Genomic DNA, 18,492 nt, shown 5'->3' on the forward strand with positions numbered 1-18,492 from the left:
GCCAAAACATCCGCAGTACAGCTTTAAGGATTCACCGACCCCATGGCCCGCAGCCAAACTTCCGCACGCAAAGGCGAGCCGCTCGGCGATTTCACCGAGACGATCGTCGACATTGATGTCACCTCCGAAATGGAAGGCTCCTTCCTGGAGTACGCCTATTCGGTGATTTATTCGCGTGCCTTGCCAGATGCCCGTGACGGCCTCAAACCTGTTCAACGCCGCATCCTCTACATGATGGCGGACATGGGCCTGCGCCCGGACCGCGGCCACGTCAAGAGCGCCCGTGTAGTGGGCGAGGTCATGGGCAAGCTGCACCCGCACGGTGACGCCGCCATTTACGACGCCATGGTGCGTATGGCGCAGGACTTCTCCCTGCGGCTGCCTTTGATTGACGGCCACGGCAACTTCGGCTCGCTCGACGACGGCCCGGCAGCTCCGCGGTACACCGAAGCCCGCCTTGCGGCGGCCGCCCTCACCATGACCGACCACCTCGATGAAGACGTGGTGGATTTCGTCCCCAATTACGACAACCAGCTGACCCAGCCCGATGTCCTCCCGGCCGCGTTTCCCAACCTGTTGGTCAACGGCACCACGGGGATCGCGGTGGGCATGGCCACCAACATGGCGCCGCACAACCTGGTGGAGGTCATCGCCGCCGCGCGCCACCTGATCGCCAATCCCGAGGCAACCCTGGACGACATCATGAAGTTCGTCCCCGGCCCGGACCTCCCCACGGGTGGCCGCATCGTCGGCCTGGACGGCATCCGGGACGCCTACGCCACTGGCCGTGGCTCTTTCAAGACCAGGGCCAAGGTTGAGGTGGAACAGCTTTCGGCGCGCCGTACCGGGCTGGTGGTGACGGAACTGCCCTACATGGTGGGACCGGAAAAGGTCATCGAAAAGATCAAGGACGCCGTCAACGCCAAGAAGCTGACCGGTATCAGCGATGTCGTTGACCTGACGGACCGGAACCATGGCCTGCGCCTTGTGATCGAACTCAAGAACGGCTTCAACCCGAACGCAGTCCTCCAGCAGCTCTACCGCTACTCGCCGATGGAGGACTCCTTCGGCATCAACAATGTCACCCTGGTGGACGGCCAGCCCCAGACCCTTGGGCTGTTGCAGCTGCTGCAGGTCTACGTGGACCACCGCCTGAACGTGGTCCGCCGCCGTACCGCGTTCAGGCTCGGGAAGAAGAAGGACCGCCTCCACCTCGTGGAGGGCCTGCTGATCGCGATTGTGGACATTGACGAGGTCATCCAGATCATCCGGTCCTCGGATGAAGCCTCGGCTGCCCGTGAGCGATTGATGTCGATTTACGATCTCACGGAGATCCAGGCCAATTACATCCTGGAGCTGCGCCTGCGGCAGTTGACCAAGTATTCGCGCCTGGAGCTGGAGAAGGAGCAGGACGAGCTGCGCCGCGAGATAGAGGCGCTGGAGGCGATCCTCGGGTCCGACCAGTTGCTGCGGGAACTGGTCTCCGGTGAGCTGGCCGAAATCGCCGAAAAGTACGGCACTCCCCGTCGGACCGTGCTGCTTGAGTCCGAAGCCGTGTCCCCCACCGTGGCTGCTTCCCTCGCCGCGCCGGGCCCCAAGGGCAAGGCGGCGCCGCTTCCGCTGGAGATCCCGGACGACCCCTGCTGGGCCCTGCTCAGCGTGTCCGGACAGATCGCCAGGACATCCAACCAGGAACCGCTGGCTGAAGCGGGACCGCGGGCCAAGCACGATGTCTTCCGGTCCGTCGTCAAGACCACTGCACGCGGTGAGATCGGAGCCGTGACATCGCTGGGCCGCATGCTTCGCCTGCAGGTGATGGACATGCCGGTGCTCCCGCCCGTCAGCGGACTGCCCAACCTCGCCGGCGGGGTTCCTGCCAAGGAGTTCATCACCCTGCTGAAGGGAGAGTCCCTGGTGGCCTTCGTCCCGTTGGATGCCGTGCTGGCACTGGGAACGGCCCAGGGCGTGGTGAAGCGGGTCCAGCCGGATTACCCGCTCAACCGTGAGGACTGGGAGATCATCTCGTTGAAGGACAAGGATTCGGTCCTGGCGGTGGAGCCCGCGCAGGATGACGACGTCGATCTCGTCTTTGTGACCAAGCAGGCGCAGCTGCTTCGGTTCAGTGCCGCCAGCGTCCGTCCCCAAGGCCGGACTGCGGGCGGAATGGCGGGGATTAAACTGGCCGCCGGCGATGAAGTCATCCACTTCGGCGCCGTCCGCGCTGACGATCCTGCCGCCGTCGTGGTCACCATTGCCGGTACCCAGGGGGCTTTGCCGGGAACGGCGCCCGGTACGGCGAAAGTGACCGCCTTCGGTGAGTATCCGTCAAAGGGCCGGGCCACCGGGGGCGTGCGCGTGCACCGCTTCCTGAAGGGTGAGGACACGCTGCTGCTGGCCTGGGCGGGCCATGGGCCTGCCAAAGCGTCATCGGCAGCCGGCGTGGCCAGGGCGTTGCCCCACGAACACGGCCGGAGGGACGGTTCGGGGGTGCCGCTGTCGCAACCAGTGGAAGCCATCGGGCCAAGCATGGCGTGGCCCGGGGAGCCTGCTGACGCCTGAGGATCACGCAGGAGGGCCGGCGACGCAGTTGTCGCCGGCCCTCCTGGTGCGGCAGCCTCTGCCGGCTGCCTGCCGGGCTAGCCGGCCTGGTTGATGCTCAGTATGTTCCCTTCCGTGTCCAGGAACCACGCTGCGGCACTTCCGTCGGGCATCCGGGCGATGCCGTTGTCCGTTTTCAGTCCCGGCTGGTCGTAGTCCTCGAACGTGACACCCTTTTCCCGCAGCTCCGCGACACTGGCAGCGACGTCGTCCACCATCCATCCCATCTGGGTATTTTTGGCGCTGCCCGCGTTCGGCGTTTGGTAGATGAAGAAGCCCGTACCGTTTCCGCATCTGTACTGAAGGTTGTCGTCGGCGTCCGGGTTTTCGGGTTCCAGACCGAGTTTCTCGCTGTAGAACGCGCGGGCCCGGCCAAGATCCAGTGCTGGTAAGACAGCACCCACTTGCTGATCCTTGAGCATGATTTTCTCTTTCCGGCTCTCCCCCCGGGACGAACTCTACTCCGCGGCGGGTGCTCCGTCATGGGAAAAAGCCACCCAATTCAGTACTTCCGTCCGCCCCTTGCGGCGATTCGCCTAGACTGGCCGCATGCCGATCATTCCCGACCAAAAAGACTGGACCTGGGTCCTCTCGAAGCCCTGCCCCGAGTGCGGTTTCGACCCCTCCACGGTGACTCCTGCGACGGTCCCCGGCAGCGTGCTCAGCATGCTCCCCAGGTGGCGCGCGGTCCTGCGCCGGGAGGACGCTTCCGTCCGGCCCAATGACCACACGTGGTCACCCCTGGAGTACGCGTGCCATGTCCGCGACGTTTTCAGCATTTTCGACCAACGGCTGAACCTCATGCTCACCCGGGACGATGCCGCCTTCGATAACTGGGACCAGGACAAGGCCGCCGTGGAGGGCGACTACGGGTCTTCCGACCCGGAGGCCGTTTCCGGGGAACTTACCGTTGAGGGTGAGCAGGTCGCAGCGTCCTTTGCCCGCGTGGTGGAGGACGAATGGAACCGCACGGGAACCCGGAGCAACGGATCGGTCTTTACAGTGCTGACGTTTTCCCGCTACTTCCTTCACGATGTAGTCCACCATCTCCATGATGTGGACGGCTAAAGCATCTTCTCCCACGTCATGCTGCGGTTCACTGCCTGGTACCCCATCCCCACGTACAGCTTGAGCGCTCCGGTGGGGTTAGCCGAATCCACGTCAAGCGAAGCCACATCCATGCCGGCGCCGCTGAAGCGACGGAAGGCGTCCGCCAGCAGCGCTTGGGCGATGCCACGGCCACGGTAGCCGCGGCGGACACCCAGCAACTCGGTGTAGCCCTCTTTGAAGCCCCTGTCCGCGGCGGCGTCGGGATCAAAGCTTGCGAGCTGGTACCCGGCCACCTCACCCGTTGCGGCGTCCAGGACCACGGCGCTCAGGTCCGGGCGGGCGGTGGGTTCCTCCAGCGTAAACCGCCATGATTCCTCGTCGCGGGGTTCGCTCCCCCAGTGGTCCCTGAACGCGTCGTTGTGGGCCAGGCGCGCAAGCTCGTGGAAGGCCGGTTCGAAGGTCCGCAGCTCAAGTCCAGTATCGAGCCGGGCCTCCGGTGCGGGACCGGACAGGGGCCGGTGCATTTCGTTGAACCAGCGGACAATCCCGTAGCCCCGGGCCGTGAACAAGGCCCACTGATGGCCGTGCTGCTCTTCGGTCCTGATCCGCAGGCGGGGCGGGGCGGCCACGTAGCCGGCAGCGGCGTCGGCCGCGAACCTGAGCCGGGTCAGTGCTTCCTGCCAGGCCAGGACGGCCGAGCCAATGCCCCGGTGCTGCCAGTCCGGATCAACGCATCCCATGGCATTGGCTTTGTCGCCGTCGGGGTTCTTGGTGATCCGGCCGTAGGCACGGGCTGTCCCGCCCTCGTCCAGGCCAAGCAGTGTGTGGGTGCGCGGATCGTTTTTGCCCGACTCCAGCACGTGGACCAGGTCGCCATGCTTCTCGTACCAGACAGGATGCTCGACGGCGGCAGTCCGGGCGATCAGGTCCGCCCAGTTCCGCAGGTCCCCGGCGGTGGCGGCCCGCCATCGAAGTCCAGTGGCGTCAGTGTCAGGAAGGATCGGTTCGTGGCCGTCTAAGAGCATGCCAACAGGCTACTGAGCGGCCGTCCGCCCGGCCAGTTCCGCCGCGCCGGGCGCCGCTGTGCTCATGGGGCCTGCGAGGTCCAGCCTGGCATCGGCAGGATCGATGTCCTGGGGATTGTGCGTCACCAGCACCACCGTCACCTCCCGCAAACCGCGCCGCAAGGCTGACATCATCTCCCGGGCCGAGTCCGCGTCAAGGTGGGCTGTCGGTTCGTCGAGCAGGAGGACGCGGGCACCTGTCAGCAGGGTCCGGGCCATGGCCAGCCGCTGCCGCTCACCGCCGCTCAGCCGCGAGCCTCCGGGTCCTATGCGCGCATCCAGTCCCCCGGGAAGCTTTGCCACCAGGTCGTCCAGGCCAACGTCGGCCAGTGCCTGATGCATCTCATCATCACCGGGCTTGCTGCCCGCCGGCCTGGCCAGCAGCAGGTTTCCACGGATGGTGGAATCAAAAAGGTGCGCTTCCTGGGGGCACCAGGCAGCAGTTCCCGTCAGTTTTACGCTCCCTTCGCTGACGGGGAGGAACCCCAGCAGCACGGACAACAGGGTGGACTTCCCCGCGCCGGACGGCCCTGTCACTGCGAGCCATTGTCCGGGCTGCGCCGTTGCCGAGACGCCCGTGAAGACCAACGGTCCGCCAGGCCAACGTGCACCAAGCCCGCTTAACTCAAGTCCCTCCCGACCATCACGGTCCGGGAAAACCTGCAACCCGGCGTCGTACTCTTCAGAGGCTTCAGCATGTCCGGCGTCCAGGGCACCGGACCCCGCCACACGTCGCAGGACGGCGGTCAGTGCCGGCGCCTGGCGGAGTGCCGGCACGATTCCGGCGTACGGTTCAACGAGGGCAAGCTGCATCAGCACGATGACAGCCACCAGCTCGGGTGCCATAGAGCCGTTGCGCACATCCGGCGCGGCCAGGACGCCCGCCCAAAGCGCGGCCAGGGAACAGGCAAGGACCGTCACCGCCTGCCCGAGCCCTTCGGCCCACGCCGAGCGTTGGGCCGCGGCGGTGGCAGCCCGGTCCTTCCTTCCCAGGGCAGCCAGCACCGGGGCAGCGACGCCATTGGCGGCCAGCCCCGCGCGGGAATCCAGCACGGACGCGACATCACCCAGGACCTCCTGGTGAAGCTGCTGCGCTGACCGGGCCGCGTTGCGGTCTGCCACGACCGCCGCCAGCGGAGCCACCACAAGGCCTGCGGCGGCGGCCACGGCAACGGCGGGCACAGCGGCCGGAAGAACCAGTGCGGTACTGATCAGGGCCGCAACCGCCACCCCCACGGCGGTCAACGGAGGCAGCACCACCCGGGGCAGGAGGTCCCGCAGGGTATCCACGTCGTCAATGATCGCGCCCAGGACGTTGCCGCCCCGCAGGAGCCGCCGCAGGGATAATGCCCGGCGGCTGAGCGATGCCCAAAGCGTCCCGCGCAGTGTGGTCATGGCGGCAAATACGGCGTCGTGGGTAAGCAGCCGCTCGCAATACCGCAGGACGGCGCGGCCGATTCCAAAGAACCTCACCCCGACGATTGCTCCCAGGAGGTACAGGATAGGGGGCTGGTCACTGGCGCGGATAATGAGCCAACCGGACAAACCGGACAGGGCCACCGCGAACAGCGCTGCCAGGATTCCCACGGAGCAAGCGGCTGCAAACTTCCACCGGACGGGGCGCAGGACAGCCCGAAGGCTGTCCAGGCTCCAGGCCGCGGATGCCACCGGTGCAGCCGCTGCTCCCGGCGCGGTTGGCTTGGTAGTGCCGGGACCCGCCGTTTCCAGCCCGGCGGCGGCTCCCCCGGGAGCCGAAGCCGCCGCGGGCACGTCAGGTGAAGAACTCCCGCCGAGGTGGACCACGTGGTCTGCGAGCGCACGGGTTGCCGCGTCATGGGCCACCAGGACCACGGTTGCTGTTCCGCGGACTGACTCAATGGCGCGCCGGACCGCTCCGGCAGTCTGCGGGTCAAGGTGTGCCGTAGGTTCATCGAGGAGCAGGACGGTAGTGCCTGCCTCGATGCGGGCAAGGCCACAGGCCACCGCGACCCTGCGCAGCTCTCCCGGGCTGAGTTCGGCGGGATGCTTTCCGGCGAGGTGGCCGGCGGAGGTCTTGTGCAGCACCCTGTCAGCGGCTGCTGCCTTGTCCGGCGCGGCGAGCCCCTCAAGGTACAGCTCGACTTCTTCCCTGACCGTGGTCGCCACCATGGCGGGATGTTGCGGCACCCAGGCCACGGCGGTACCGGGTCCCGGGAGCTCTACAGAGCCGGTCACGGCAGTTCCGCCGCCGTCGCCGATCAGTCCGGCCAGGACCCCCAGCACGGTGCTCTTGCCGACGCCGCTTGCGCCGGCCAAGGCGGTGACCTGGCCCAGCGGGGCGGTGAAGTCCAAGGGCCCGACGGCGGGAGCTGACCGACCGGCGTATGTCACCGCCAGGCCGCGCACCAGGATTCCGCTGGCGGAGGAGCCGGTTGGGCGTGCCGGGCCGTTACTGGAGGGAAGGGGGCGGGCCGGTGGTGTATCCAGCACAGTGTTGGTTGTTTCGAGCGCGGCCCTGCCGTCGTCGCTGGCGTGGTGCGCTGTGCCCAGCTCCCGCAGGGGCAGGTAGCAGTCCGGGGCAAGGATCAAGGCCAGGAGCCCGGCTTCAAGGGGCATGCTTCCGTCAACAAGCCGAACGCCGATGAACACCGCCACCACTGCCACCGAGATGGTTGCGATCAGTTCCAGGGCGAGGGCCGAGAGGAACGCAACGCGGAGTGTCCCCATCGTTTTGACGCGGTACTGTTCGGAAATTTCCTCCAGCGCGGCGCGCTGTTCGACGGCGCGGCCCAGGCCCACCAGCACCGGAAGCCCCTTGGCCAGCTCAAGGATGTGCCCTGACAATTTCCGCAGTGTCGATTGGGCGTCTTTGACGCAGTCTTCGGTGTGCCGGCCGATGATCACCATGAACAGTGGCACCAGGGGCACCGTCAGGACGATCACCACGGCACTGACCCAGTCGGCGAAGAGGATCCTGGCTCCGATGAGCAGCGGGACGGTGGCGCAGTTGACCAGTGCCGGGAGGTACTGGGTGTAGTAGTCGTCCAGGGCGTCCAGTCCGCGCGTGGCGAGGATGGCCAGGCCGCCGTCGTTGATTCCTCCCACGGGTGCCGGTCCGCCGTTGTCCAGGGCACGTTCCAGGAGCCGTGACCGCAGTTCCTCCTTGACCCCGAGCGCTGCCCGCCGGGCCGCGATCCCCTGCCCCCAGACCGTCAAGGAGCGCAGCAGGGCCCCGCCGGCTCCCCACAACAGGAGGCTGTTCCAGTCGCCGGAACCCTCCGTCAGGCCGGCCAGCATCCCGGCGACGGCCTGCGCCATGAGCACCAGGGACAAGGCTTTCAGTGCGGAGAGCAGCCCGATCACATAAAGGGCAGTCCTGGTGGCCGGACCGGACGGGAAGGCGGGTTTCATGGGTCGCTCAGGCTTCCGGCGTGGAAGGGGCGCCGGGGGTGGTCCCGTCCTTGGAGACCAGTACCTTGGCCGCGATGGCCGGTAGGAAGCCGTGCGCCTCCGGGATGTGGGAGGCACTGACCCTGCGGCGGAACACCCAATAGGTCCAGGCCTGGTAGGCGATGACCAGGGGCAGTCCTACCGCGGCGACGATGCTCATGAGCCCCAGGGTGTAGTCCGAGGATGAGGCGTTGGCGATGGTCAGGTTGAAGGCGGGGTCGATGGTGGACGGGATGACCACCGGGAAGGAAGCACCGAAGATCGATGCCGTGGCGCAGACCACGAAGACACCGGTGGCGGCAAAGGCGCGACCCTCGAATCCGCTGCGGGCGAGTTGCCAGGCAAGGGCCACGGCCACCACACCCGCCCCGGCAACGATCCAGGTCCAGGCCTCACCGCTGATGAGCTGGACTGCGGCCATCCATCCCAGCATGGGAAGGACCGCCACCGGAAGCAGCCGCACGAACCAGCGCCGGGCGCGGTACCGCACGTCGCCGTCGGTCTTCAGCGCCAGGAAAGCCAGGGCGTGGACCAGGGCGAAGGCCACAACGCCCAGGCCGCCGAGCAAAGCGTAGCCGCTGAACCAGTCCAGGGGGCCGCCATCGCGGTCTCCGTTGGCGTTGATCGGCAGGCCCGTGGTGGTCAACGCCAGGGCAGCGCCGATGCCGAACGCAGCCACAAAGGATCCGAGGGCGATCGCCCAGTCCCAGCCGTTGCGCCAGCGGACCGTGTCCACCTTGCCCCGGTATTCGAAGGCCACCGCACGGAAGATGAGTGCCACGAGGACGCACAGGAGCGGCAGGTACAGGGTGGAGAACAGCGACGCGTACCACAGCGGGAAGGCGGCGAAGGTGGCACCGGCCGCCGTCAGGAGCCACACCTCGTTGCCGTCCCACACCGGGCCGATGGTGTTGAGCAGGACCCTGCGGTCGGTGTTGTTGCGGGCAAAAAGCTTCATCAGCATGCCGACACCGAGGTCGAATCCTTCAAGGAAGAGGTAGCCGGTCCACAACACGGCGATCGCGATGAACCAAAGGGTGGGCAACAGTTCCATGGTGGTTTTCCTTAGCTCCTAGTAGGCAAAGGCCAGGACATCGTCGGCCGTGCCGGCGCCGGGAGTGCCGTCGTCGTTCTTGTCGTGTTGCTTGTTTGGGGTGTGGGCGAGTTCCGGCATGGCGGATGCCACGCCTCCCCGCACGTACTTGACCAGCAGCTTTACTTCCACCACAAGGAGGACGGCGTAGATTGCCGTCAGCACCACCAGGGAGCCCAGGAGCTCCCCCGCCGTGACGCCGGGCGAGACTGCTGCGGCGGTGAACATGAAGACCTGGTCGATCCCGTTCATGTCCGGGTTGGGTGCCACCACGAATGGTTGGCGGCCCATCTCGGTAAAGATCCAACCTGCGGCGTTGGCGCCAAAGGGAGCAAGGATGCCAAAGACAGCCAGCCGCATGAGCCACCTGGACGCGGGCACCACTCCCTTGCGCGTCACCCAGAGGGCCAGCAGGGCCGCGAAGGCAGCGATGCCGCCGAACCCGATCATCATGCGGAAGCCCCAGTAGGTGACTTCCATGACGGGAACATACTGGATCTCCTGGCCGGCACGGTCACCGTAGAGGGGGTTGTCGGGCAGGTGCGTGCCGTACTTCTCCTGGTATTCACCCAGCAGGCTGTTGACGCCTTTGACCTCGGTGGTGAAGTCGCCTTTCGCCAGGAAGGAGAGGATGCCCGGAACTTCGATGACGGCCACGATGTCGTCGCAGTTGGTGGCACCAAGGTTGCCCACGCTGAGCACGGAAAACCCGGTGCCGTCATGGCAGGCAGCTTCGGCGGCTGCCATTTTCATGGGCTGCTGTTCGAACATGAGCTTGCCCTGCAGGTCGCCGGTGATGGCGGTGCCGGCGAAGGAAATCATCGCCACGACGGCGCCCAGGCGGAGGGATCGCATCCACACCGAGTAGTCGGCTTTGTCGCGGCCGGGGATCTCAGCTTCCCCGGGGACCATCTTGCCGTCGGCGCCGACGGTGTCGATGCCGTCATGGCGGCGGCGCCACAGGTGGTACCAGGCGATGCCGAGCAGGAAGGCCCCTGCCACGCCCAGGGCGCCGAAGAGCGTGTGCGGCACGGCCACCATGGCCGTGTTGTTGGTGAACACAGCCCAGGCATCGGTCATGACAGGCCTGCCATCCACCATCTCCACGCCCACCGGGTGCTGCATCCAGGAGTTGGCCACGATGATGAAGTACGCGGAAAAGACTGACCCGAGCACGGCTATCCAGAGGCACGCAAGGTGCACCCCCCGCTTGAGCTGCTTCCAGCCGAAGATCCAGAGTCCCAGGAACGTGGACTCCACAAAGAAGGCCAGGAGCGCCTCAAGGGCCAGCGGGGCCCCGAAGACATCCCCCACGAACCTGCTGTACTCGCTCCAGGCCATGCCGAACTGGAATTCCTGCACGATGCCCGTGGCAACTCCCATGATGAAGTTGATGAGGAACAGCTTGCCCCAGAACTTGGTCATGCGGAGATATTCGGGCTTTCCCGTCCGGTACCAGATCGTCTGGATGACAGCCACCACCAGCCCAAGGCCGATCGTGAGCGGCACCATCATGAAGTGGTAAACGGTGGTGATCCCGAATTGCCAGCGTGCGATTTCCAAAGCGTCCATGGCTGTCCTTAGTCCGGCGGCCGAAGTGCACCTGCACTTAGTTCTACGTTCTGTAGAAAACTCTCTTCTACACAGTGTAGAACATCAGCAGGGGGCACATGCCCATTCTTCACGTGGCGTTACACACCCGCCAGAGCCACCCTCCCTGCCGCGGCACGCCGATCGTTCTACCTCGCGTAGAATGGAAGGCTGAAACGCGGTAGATTTATCGTGGAATGTTGAATCATCGCCTCCCGCCTGCGGTTCTGCGGCGGGAAGCGGAAGGTAGGGACGGAACAGATGGCAAGTCTTGGGGAACTGGAACGGGCAGTCATGGATCTGCTCTGGGCAAGCCAGGAGGCTGCAACCGCCAACACGCTGCGCGATCTCCTGGCGCAGGATTCCGCTGCCGGTGACGGCTCGGAAGGACACCAGGGCAAGGACCTGGCAGTCACCACCGTGCTCACCGTCCTTTCGCGGCTCGAAAAGAAGGGCCTTGTGGAACGCGAGCGCGGCACCAGGCCGCACCGCTACCAGGCAGTCTCCAGCCGCGCGGACCACACGGCAGAACTCATGCACGAAGTCCTGGGCTCCGCCCCTGACCGGGAGGCAGTCCTGGCCCGCTTCATTGGTTCCGTCTCCGAAAGCGAAGCCGCTACCCTGCGCAAACTGCTCGGCTACAATTAGCCACTATGTTCTGGACCTCATACTTCCTGGCGGTCCTGGCAATCATCCTGGCGTGGCCGGTACCTGTCCTGCTCTCGCGCGCGCAGTGGCCGGCACGCTCCCCCTTCACCGCCATGGTCCTCTGGCAGGCCATAGCACTTGCCGGCGGGCTGTCCATGATCGGCGCCATGCTGGTGTACGGACTGGAGCCCATCGGCGATAACCTGATCGCCGGCCTGAAGAGCCTGGCAGGCATGGTCTTCAACAATGAGCCCACCACGGCGTTGGGTTTCTGGCACTTGTTTGCCCTCTCCGCCGCAGCTCTCCTGACAGCGCACCTGGTGTTCACCCTCCTTCTGACGTATTACAAGATCGAGCGCCAGCGCCGGCGGCACCGTGAACTCCTCACCCTCCTGGCCTCTCCGTCCGACGACGGACCTGGAACCGTGGTCATCAACCACGATTCGCCCGTCGCGTACTGCCTGCCTGGCGGTGCCCGCTCCGTCACCGTCCTGTCCGATGGCCTGATGGCCGCACTGGAACCGGCAGAGCTGCGGGCTGTGCTCATTCACGAAAACGCCCACCTCACCCAGCGTCACGATCTCCTGCTCTGGGCGTTCGCAGCATGGCGCCAGGCCCTGCCCTGGTTTCCCACCACCCGCCTTGCCCAGACGGCCGTCAACTCGCTCATCGAGATGCTGGCAGACGATGTCGCCCTGAGGACGGAAAGCAAGGGCACGCTCATCAAGGCGATCGCCATTGTGTCCAGCGGCAACGCCGCTCCCGCCCCGGACGGCCGGTCAGCCGCCGCGGGCCATGCAGCCTTCAGCGGCCAGGCGGCACTCAGCGGAACCGGCGCCGTCGTGGAGGCTACTTCGGTCAGCGCCACCGGCGGGGCCGATTCACCACGGACGACGGCGTCACGCGTCAGCCGCCTCCTCTCCCCCAAGCCGCCACTCGCCACGGGGCTCCGGGCACTGGTCCTGGCAGTTTCAGCCTTGCTGCTCGCCGTGCCAACGGCCCTGTTGATCGTGCCGGGACTGCTGGGCTGAGCTAGGTGAGGGTAGCTTCGTAGACCTGTTCCGCAAACGTCTCCAGGACATCGCTGCATCCGGCCAGTTGCTGTGCGGCGGCACGCGCTTCCGGAAGGGCAAGAACATCGCGTGCCTTCAAGTCCCGGTACCAGCGACGCAGACGCTCGAGGCTTTGTTCTTCTTCTTCGAGTTCGGCCAGCGTGAACTTGCCAAGCATGGTCTCCTTGGCGATCTCCTCCATGAACTTCCCGCAGTCCTTGGAAAATTCCGCCCATTCTTCGGTGCGGGCGGCAGCAAACGCATCACGAAAGTCCACTCCACCGGTACCACGCGGCCGGGCCTCCACGACTGTCATGGACCCGTTACCCTTCAGCAGTTGATGGATGCGCTCAATCCCGGCCTCGAATGCGGGGTGGGCAGGAAGAATCCACGTGCCCGGAGAGATGGGTACAGCTCCGGATTTCCGCAACCCCCGCCAGACGGCCACCCGGTGCCGGGAGGGCTTTGCCGGAACGTGCACCAACAGCAGCAGCCACTGCAATTCGACATCAACCACAACAGTCAATGTAGCAGCTGTTACATTCAGTGGTGTGACTTCCTCTTCCGGCAGCCAGTTACTGCCCTCCATCGGCGACCACCATCGCTGGCCGCTCTATGCTGCCGGCTTTACCACCGCGTTCGGCGCCCATGCAGTAGCTGCCGGGCTGGGGGCCGAAAGCGCGGACATCGGGTTGAGCCTCCTGGGGCTGGGGCTCCTCCTGGCCCTCTATGACGTTGCTGAAGTTTTCCTGAAACCCCTCTTCGGCGCCCTGAGCGACCGCATCGGTCCCAAACCAGTGATCGTTGGAGGCCTCCTTGCCTTCTCGGCAGCATCACTGGTTGGCCTGTGGGCCGACCAGCCGCTCATGCTGGCCGCGGCCCGGCTCGGACAGGGAATGGCAGCATCAGCCTTCTCACCCGCATCCTCGGCGAGTGTGGCCCGACTCGCCGAGGGCAGGACCGGGCGATACTTCGGCCGCTACGGCTCATGGAAGGGCCTCGGCTATGCGATCGGGCCACTCCTGTGCGCATTGGCCATCGTCCTGGGCGGTTTCAGCCTGCTCTTTGCCGTACTCTCCGGACTTGCACTGGCGGTGTCGGTTTGGGCGGTGGTGGCTGTGCCTAAAATGGCTCCGCTTCCGCGCCCCCGCTACACACTTTTGGACCTCTGGCAGCAAAGCACGCAATGGTCCTTCCTTGGGCCGACCATCGTCCTGGCAGCCGGCACGGGAGCACTCGGTGCCGCTGTCGGATTCTTGCCGGCCCTGGCTGCCAGGGAAGGCCTGGGAACCGTCGGCAGCGTAGCCGCCGTGAGTGTCCTGGCTGTTGCTTCGTCACTGCTCCAGCCCTACGTCGGCAAGCTCAGGGACCGCGCAGTGATCGGCGACCGGGCAGGCATTGTGGCAGGCCTGCTGGCCATTGCGCTGGGCACGGCACTGGCAGCCATCCTGCCGGGAGGGCCGGGCATCTACACTGCAGCAGTCCTCATTGGAGCAGGCATCGGTGTCGCCACGCCGCTGGCCTTTGCCCACCTGGCGGATGCGACACCACCGGAACGACTGGGCAGGACCATGGGATCGGCGGAGTTGGGCCGTGAGCTCGGTGACGCGGGCGGTCCTCTGCTGGTAGGCGGGGTCGCCGTTGCCGTGGGACTGCCGTGGGGGTTGGGTGCCCTGGCGCTGACCGTGGGGGCTGCAGCACTGGCCGCTCCCGGACATGCCGGGCAGGCGGACCAAAGGACGGGCCCCTAGAAAGTCTTCTCAGGCGTCGATGCGTTCACGATCCAGGGTGGAGGCACCGGCAATGATGAATTCCTTCCGCGGCGCCACATCAGAGCCCATGAGGAGATCGAACACCTCTTCGGCCCGCTGCGCGCTCTCGATTCCCACCTTGCGGAGGGTCCGGTGGCGCGGGTCCATGGTGGTCTCAGCCAGTTGCTGGGCGTCCATCTCGCCCAACCCCTTGTAGCGCTGGATGGGCTCCTTGTAGCGCTTTCCTTCCTTGGCCAGGTTGGACAGCAGGACGTGCAGTTCCGCTTCCGAATAGGTGTAGATCATCTCATTGGCCTTTTGGCCGGGGTTGATCACTTCCACGCGGTGGAGCGGCGGAACGGCAGCGAAAACCCGGCCTGCCTCGACCATCGGGCGCATGTAGCGGAAGAACAGGGTCAGCAACAAGGTGCGGATATGGGCGCCATCGACGTCGGCATCGGTCATCAGGATGACTTTGCCGTACCGGGCGGCATCGATGTCGAAGCTCCTGCCCGAACCGGCACCCACCACCTGGATGAGGGCTGCGCATTCGGCGTTGGAGAGCATGTCCCCGACGGATGCCTTCTGCACGTTCAGGATCTTGCCACGGATGGGCAGCAGGGCCTGGAAGTCGGAAGAGCGGGCCAGTTTGGCTGTTCCCAGCGCAGAGTCGCCCTCCACGATGAACAGTTCCGAACGCGCCACATCGTCGGTGCGGCAATCGGCAAGCTTGGTGGGCATCGAAGACGTCTCCAGGGCGTTCTTCCGACGCTGGGTCTCCTTGTGGACACGGGCCGAGATGCGTGACTTCATCTCGCTGACAACCTTTTCCAACAACAGCGCCGACTGGGCTTTGTCGTTACGGTTGGCTGAATTGAGCCGGCTGGTGATTTCCTTCTCCACGACCCGGGCAACAATGGCGCGGACCGCGGAGGTTCCCAGGATCTCCTTGGTCTGGCCCTCGAACTGTGGTTCGGCAAGCCGCACCGTCAGCACGGCGGTGAGCCCTGCCAGGACATCGTCCTTTTCAATTTTGTCGTTGCCCGCCTTGAGCTTGCGTGCGTTGGCTTCGATGACCTTGCGGAACGTCTTGAGCAGTGCCGCCTCGAAGCCTGCCTGGTGGGTGCCGCCCTTGGGCGTGGCGATGATGTTAACGAAGCTGCGGACCGTCGTGTCGTAGCCGATTCCCCAGCGGAGGGCTATGTCCACTTCGCAGTCCCGTTCAACGTCAGCGATCTTGCTGTGCCCGTTCTCGTCCAGGACGGGTACGGTCTCCTTGAACTTGCCCGAGCCATGCAGGCGCCAAACATCCGTGACACCGGAATCGGAGGCCAGGAACTCCACGAACTCCGAAATGCCGCCGTCATGATGGAAAACTTCTTCATGGACCCCGTTCTCACCCGGGGTACCGGCGAGCCTGCGCTCGTCACGCACGGTGATTCTCAGTCCCGGAACCAGGAAGGATGTCTGCCTTGCCCTGGCCACAAGATCGTCGTACGAGAAGCGGGCATCAGGGGTGAAGATCTGCCGATCGGCCCAGTAGCGGACCCGGGTGCCGGTGACACCCCGTTTGGCTTTCCCGACAACATCCAGGACGGAATTCTCAATGAAGGGTTCGAAGGGGGAATTGGGACCGGGCTTGGCACCTGAATCATTGAAACGGCCGGGCTCGCCGCGGCGGAACGACATCTGGTACGTCTGGCTGCCACGGTCCACCTGAACATCCAGACGACTGGAGAGCGCATTGACCACGGAGGCGCCAACGCCGTGCAGACCGCCCGAGGCCGTGTAGGAACCACCACCGAACTTGCCGCCGGCATGCAGTTTGGTGAACACGACCTCGACGCCGGACAGGCCCGTCTTCGGTTCGACGTCCACCGGGATGCCGCGTCCGTCGTCGTGGATTTCCACCGAGTTGTCCGCATGGAGGATCACCTTGATGTCGTGCCCGAACCCTGCCAGGGCTTCATCCACGGCGTTGTCGATGATTTCCCAGAGACAATGCATCAGGCCGCGCGAGTCAGTGGAGCCGATGTACATGCCAGGGCGCTTGCGGACAGCTTCCAGCCCTTCCAGAACGGAAAGGTGCCGGGCGTTGTATTCAGAACTAGGTGCCACTCGCAGTGCGCTCCTTCGGGGTCTATCTCAAAGTGATGCCGGGGTGTTTGGCCGTCCGGCACGCCAGTGTTTTCAAGGCAAACACAGCCCATACTAGGGTAGCCGCAGGCCCGGCCCGCGCCCGTGTGCCACTCCAGGGCAGGCGCGGGCTGCGTCGTTACGTTACCCACATGTGATACGCGGACAGCGAAAGTGACCCATCCTTGCCATGGTTCACCAACGAATGCTGGTTATATGGATGTACAGAACTACCAAGGAGGCCGACATGACAACAGCAGTTGCAGACCGCACGCTCAACGCAGCCGACAGGTGCGACCGTTGCGGAGCCCAGGCATACGTCCGCGTTGTACTCGAGTCCTCCGGCGGTGAGCTGCTCTTCTGCGCTCACCACGCACGTGCAGTCGAGGCTACGCTTCGGCCCCTGACCTCGGACTGGCACGACGAGACCGAGCGCCTCAACGAGAAGGCCCCGGTCCCCGTTGACTAACTGAGGCCGGCAGGACCGGATCCATCCGGCTGCAGGGTCACGACGTCGAGGGATCGACTACGCGAGCGACCAACGCTTGACCATGAACGAGGCTCCTCCCACAAAGGGAGGAGCCTCGTTTGCTTGTTTGACCAAACAGTCCGCAGGGCACTGGCCGCTGCGTGGGCTTTAAGTGCCGCGGCCCGGCCGGAAGATTCCAGCCGGGCCATGGCACTGACGTGCTCGTATTCCTAGTCCAGGTAGTCCCGCAGAACCTGCGACCGCGAAGGGTGCCGGAGCTTGGACATGGTCTTGGATTCGATCTGGCGGATGCGTTCGCGCGTCACTCCGTAGACCTTGCCGATTTCGTCTAAAGTCTTCGGCTGTCCATCGGTCAACCCGAAGCGCATGGCAACGACCCCTGCTTCCCGCTCGGACAAGGTGTCCAGGACGGAATGAAGCTGTTCCTGGAGCAGGGTAAAGCTGACGGCGTCAGCCGGAACAACGGCTTCCGAGTCTTCGATGAGGTCGCCGAATTCGGAGTCGCCGTCCTCACCCAAGGGGGTGTGCAGGGAGATCGGCTCACGGCCGTACTTCTGGACCTCCACGACTTTCTCGGGAGTCATGTCCAGTTCCAGCGCCAGTTCTTCCGGCGTAGGTTCACGGCCGAGGTCCTGGAGCATCTGGCGCTGGACGCGCGCCAGCTTGTTGATGACTTCCACCATGTGTACTGGAATACGGATGGTGCGTGCCTGGTCGGCCATGGCGCGGGTAATGGCCTGGCGGATCCACCATGTGGCATAGGTGGAGAACTTGAAGCCCTTGGTGTAGTCGAACTTCTCCACGGCCCTGATGAGGCCGAGGTTGCCTTCCTGGATCAAATCGAGGAACAGCATGCCGCGACCGGTGTAGCGCTTGGCCAGCGACACCACCAGGCGAAGGTTTGCTTCAAGCAGGTGGTTCTTTGCACGCTTGCCGTCGTGGATCACGAACTCGAGTTCACGTCGCAGCTTCGGATCCATAGAGCCGTCGTCGTTGTTGATCTTCTCTTCGGCGAACAAGCCGGCCTCGATGCGGAGCGCGAGGTCGACTTCCTGCTCGGCGTTCAGCAGGGCAACCTTGCCGATCTGCTTCAGGTAGTCCTTGACGGGGTCAGCGGTAGCGCCGGCTGACATAACCTGCTGGACGGGGGCGTCGTCGTCGTCCGCGTCCGAGTAGACGAATCCGGACCCGGTGGGAGCGGGCTTGTCCTTGGGGGCATCGGAGGTGTCATCGGCGTCGTCGTCGCTTACTTCCACTTCTTCAGCGGCAGCAGGGTCGAAGTCCTCATCCTCGACAGTGACGTCGTCGGTGTCTTCATCGACGTCGCCAGGAGCAGCAGCGGATTCTGCTGCGGCTTTGGCGCCCGGCTTGGGTCCACGCTTCTTGGGAGCCGGCTTGTCGGAATTGCCCTCTCCGGGCTTGTTGGCGGCACGGGTTGCCGCCCGCTTTGCCGAAGTGGCCGCCTTCTTTTCCTCAGCGGACAGTTCGGCCTGGGCGGCAAGTTCCTTCTCGACGGAAGACGGGGTCACAGAAAACCTTTCTAGCGGCGGTCTGTGGAATCACCATGTGGGCAACACCACTATGACCCTGT

General features: G+C 65.0%; 14 protein-coding genes. 6 read left to right on the forward strand and 8 right to left on the reverse strand.

Going from position 1 to position 18,492, the window contains the following annotated elements:
* Positions 1 to 42: 42 nt before the first annotated feature.
* A complete protein-coding gene (locus tag ACSVIE_RS01880) occupies positions 43 to 2,559 on the forward strand; it encodes a DNA gyrase/topoisomerase IV subunit A (protein WP_442422840.1) in 2,517 nt (838 codons plus the stop codon).
* Between the two features lie 77 nt (positions 2,560 to 2,636).
* Here ACSVIE_RS01880 and ACSVIE_RS01885 read toward each other — a convergent pair whose 3' ends face one another.
* Positions 2,637 to 3,020, reverse strand: coding sequence for a VOC family protein (locus ACSVIE_RS01885; RefSeq protein ID WP_426007087.1), 384 nt, complete (start codon positions 3,018 to 3,020; stop codon positions 2,637 to 2,639).
* A 127-nt stretch (positions 3,021 to 3,147) separates the two neighbouring features.
* Between ACSVIE_RS01885 and ACSVIE_RS01890 the strand changes: the two genes are divergently transcribed.
* Positions 3,148 to 3,666: a DinB family protein gene (locus ACSVIE_RS01890; RefSeq protein WP_426007085.1), complete on the forward strand. Its 519-nt coding sequence runs from the start codon at positions 3,148 to 3,150 to the stop codon at positions 3,664 to 3,666.
* On the opposite strand, the gene ACSVIE_RS01895 is transcribed toward ACSVIE_RS01890, so the two are convergent.
* From ACSVIE_RS01895 to ACSVIE_RS01910, 4 genes are read right to left on the reverse strand one after another with little or no spacing between them, the layout of a single operon-like run.
* Positions 3,663 to 4,673: a GNAT family N-acetyltransferase gene (locus ACSVIE_RS01895; RefSeq protein WP_442422841.1), complete on the reverse strand. Its 1,011-nt coding sequence runs from the start codon at positions 4,671 to 4,673 to the stop codon at positions 3,663 to 3,665. The genes ACSVIE_RS01890 and ACSVIE_RS01895 overlap by 4 nt on opposite strands.
* Positions 4,674 to 4,682: 9 nt before the next feature.
* Entirely contained in the window at positions 4,683 to 8,102 is a 3,420-nt protein-coding gene (cydD, locus tag ACSVIE_RS01900) for a thiol reductant ABC exporter subunit CydD (protein ID WP_442422842.1), read from the reverse strand.
* Positions 8,103 to 8,109: 7 nt separating this feature from the next.
* Positions 8,110 to 9,195, reverse strand: coding sequence for a cytochrome d ubiquinol oxidase subunit II (gene cydB / locus ACSVIE_RS01905; protein WP_426007077.1), 1,086 nt, complete (start codon positions 9,193 to 9,195; stop codon positions 8,110 to 8,112).
* 18 nt (positions 9,196 to 9,213) lie between these two features.
* Complete coding sequence (locus ACSVIE_RS01910; RefSeq protein WP_442422843.1) at positions 9,214 to 10,806, reverse strand: cytochrome ubiquinol oxidase subunit I; 1,593 nt, start codon at positions 10,804 to 10,806, stop codon at positions 9,214 to 9,216.
* Positions 10,807 to 11,085: 279 nt separating this feature from the next.
* Here ACSVIE_RS01910 and ACSVIE_RS01915 point away from each other — a divergent pair, with 279 nt between their 5' ends.
* Both ACSVIE_RS01915 and ACSVIE_RS01920 read left to right on the forward strand, forming a co-directional pair.
* Positions 11,086 to 11,472 (forward strand): BlaI/MecI/CopY family transcriptional regulator, encoded by a 387-nt coding sequence (locus ACSVIE_RS01915; RefSeq protein WP_426007073.1) that lies wholly within the window; start codon positions 11,086 to 11,088, stop codon positions 11,470 to 11,472.
* 5 nt (positions 11,473 to 11,477) lie between these two features.
* Positions 11,478 to 12,503 (forward strand): M56 family metallopeptidase, encoded by a 1,026-nt coding sequence (locus ACSVIE_RS01920; protein ID WP_426007071.1) that lies wholly within the window; start codon positions 11,478 to 11,480, stop codon positions 12,501 to 12,503.
* Position 12,504: 1 nt separating this feature from the next.
* On the opposite strand, the gene ACSVIE_RS01925 is transcribed toward ACSVIE_RS01920, so the two are convergent.
* Positions 12,505 to 13,041: a Chromate resistance protein ChrB gene (locus tag ACSVIE_RS01925; protein WP_426007070.1), complete on the reverse strand. Its 537-nt coding sequence runs from the start codon at positions 13,039 to 13,041 to the stop codon at positions 12,505 to 12,507.
* Between the two features lie 34 nt (positions 13,042 to 13,075).
* Between ACSVIE_RS01925 and ACSVIE_RS01930 the strand changes: the two genes are divergently transcribed.
* Positions 13,076 to 14,275 (forward strand): MFS transporter, encoded by a 1,200-nt coding sequence (locus tag ACSVIE_RS01930; protein WP_442422844.1) that lies wholly within the window; start codon positions 13,076 to 13,078, stop codon positions 14,273 to 14,275.
* 9 nt (positions 14,276 to 14,284) lie between these two features.
* On the opposite strand, the gene ACSVIE_RS01935 is transcribed toward ACSVIE_RS01930, so the two are convergent.
* Positions 14,285 to 16,393, reverse strand: a complete 2,109-nt coding sequence (locus ACSVIE_RS01935) for a DNA gyrase/topoisomerase IV subunit B (protein ID WP_442422845.1) — start codon at positions 16,391 to 16,393, stop codon at positions 14,285 to 14,287.
* Between the two features lie 265 nt (positions 16,394 to 16,658).
* On the opposite strand from ACSVIE_RS01935, the gene ACSVIE_RS01940 reads away from it, so the two are divergent.
* Positions 16,659 to 16,880, forward strand: coding sequence for a DUF7455 domain-containing protein (locus ACSVIE_RS01940; RefSeq protein WP_426007065.1), 222 nt, complete (start codon positions 16,659 to 16,661; stop codon positions 16,878 to 16,880).
* A 230-nt stretch (positions 16,881 to 17,110) separates the two neighbouring features.
* Here the strand turns inward: ACSVIE_RS01940 and ACSVIE_RS01945 are convergent, their stop codons facing one another.
* Positions 17,111 to 18,430: an RNA polymerase sigma factor gene (locus tag ACSVIE_RS01945; RefSeq protein ID WP_426007063.1), complete on the reverse strand. Its 1,320-nt coding sequence runs from the start codon at positions 18,428 to 18,430 to the stop codon at positions 17,111 to 17,113.
* Positions 18,431 to 18,492 lie beyond the last annotated feature (62 nt).

Origin of the sequence: Paenarthrobacter sp. NCHU4564, from assembly GCF_052156435.1 — a bacterium.
Classification (GTDB): domain Bacteria; phylum Actinomycetota; class Actinomycetes; order Actinomycetales; family Micrococcaceae; genus Arthrobacter.

Excerpts from the sequence above, each read along its gene's own strand:
- ACSVIE_RS01915 (WP_426007073.1), top strand. The coding sequence starts at position 11,086 with ATGGCAAGTCTTGGGGAACTGGAACGGGCAGTCATGGATCTGCTCTGG.
- ACSVIE_RS01910 (WP_442422843.1), bottom strand. The coding sequence starts at position 10,806 with ATGGACGCTTTGGAAATCGCACGCTGGCAATTCGGGATCACCACCGTT.
- ACSVIE_RS01885 (WP_426007087.1), bottom strand. The coding sequence starts at position 3,020 with ATGCTCAAGGATCAGCAAGTGGGTGCTGTCTTACCAGCACTGGATCTT.
- cydD (WP_442422842.1), bottom strand. The coding sequence starts at position 8,102 with ATGAAACCCGCCTTCCCGTCCGGTCCGGCCACCAGGACTGCCCTTTAT.
- ACSVIE_RS01895 (WP_442422841.1), bottom strand. The coding sequence starts at position 4,673 with ATGCTCTTAGACGGCCACGAACCGATCCTTCCTGACACTGACGCCACT.
- cydB (WP_426007077.1), bottom strand. The coding sequence starts at position 9,195 with ATGGAACTGTTGCCCACCCTTTGGTTCATCGCGATCGCCGTGTTGTGG.
- ACSVIE_RS01880 (WP_442422840.1), top strand. The coding sequence starts at position 43 with ATGGCCCGCAGCCAAACTTCCGCACGCAAAGGCGAGCCGCTCGGCGAT.
- ACSVIE_RS01940 (WP_426007065.1), top strand. The coding sequence starts at position 16,659 with ATGACAACAGCAGTTGCAGACCGCACGCTCAACGCAGCCGACAGGTGC.
- ACSVIE_RS01920 (WP_426007071.1), top strand. The coding sequence starts at position 11,478 with ATGTTCTGGACCTCATACTTCCTGGCGGTCCTGGCAATCATCCTGGCG.
- ACSVIE_RS01890 (WP_426007085.1), top strand. The coding sequence starts at position 3,148 with ATGCCGATCATTCCCGACCAAAAAGACTGGACCTGGGTCCTCTCGAAG.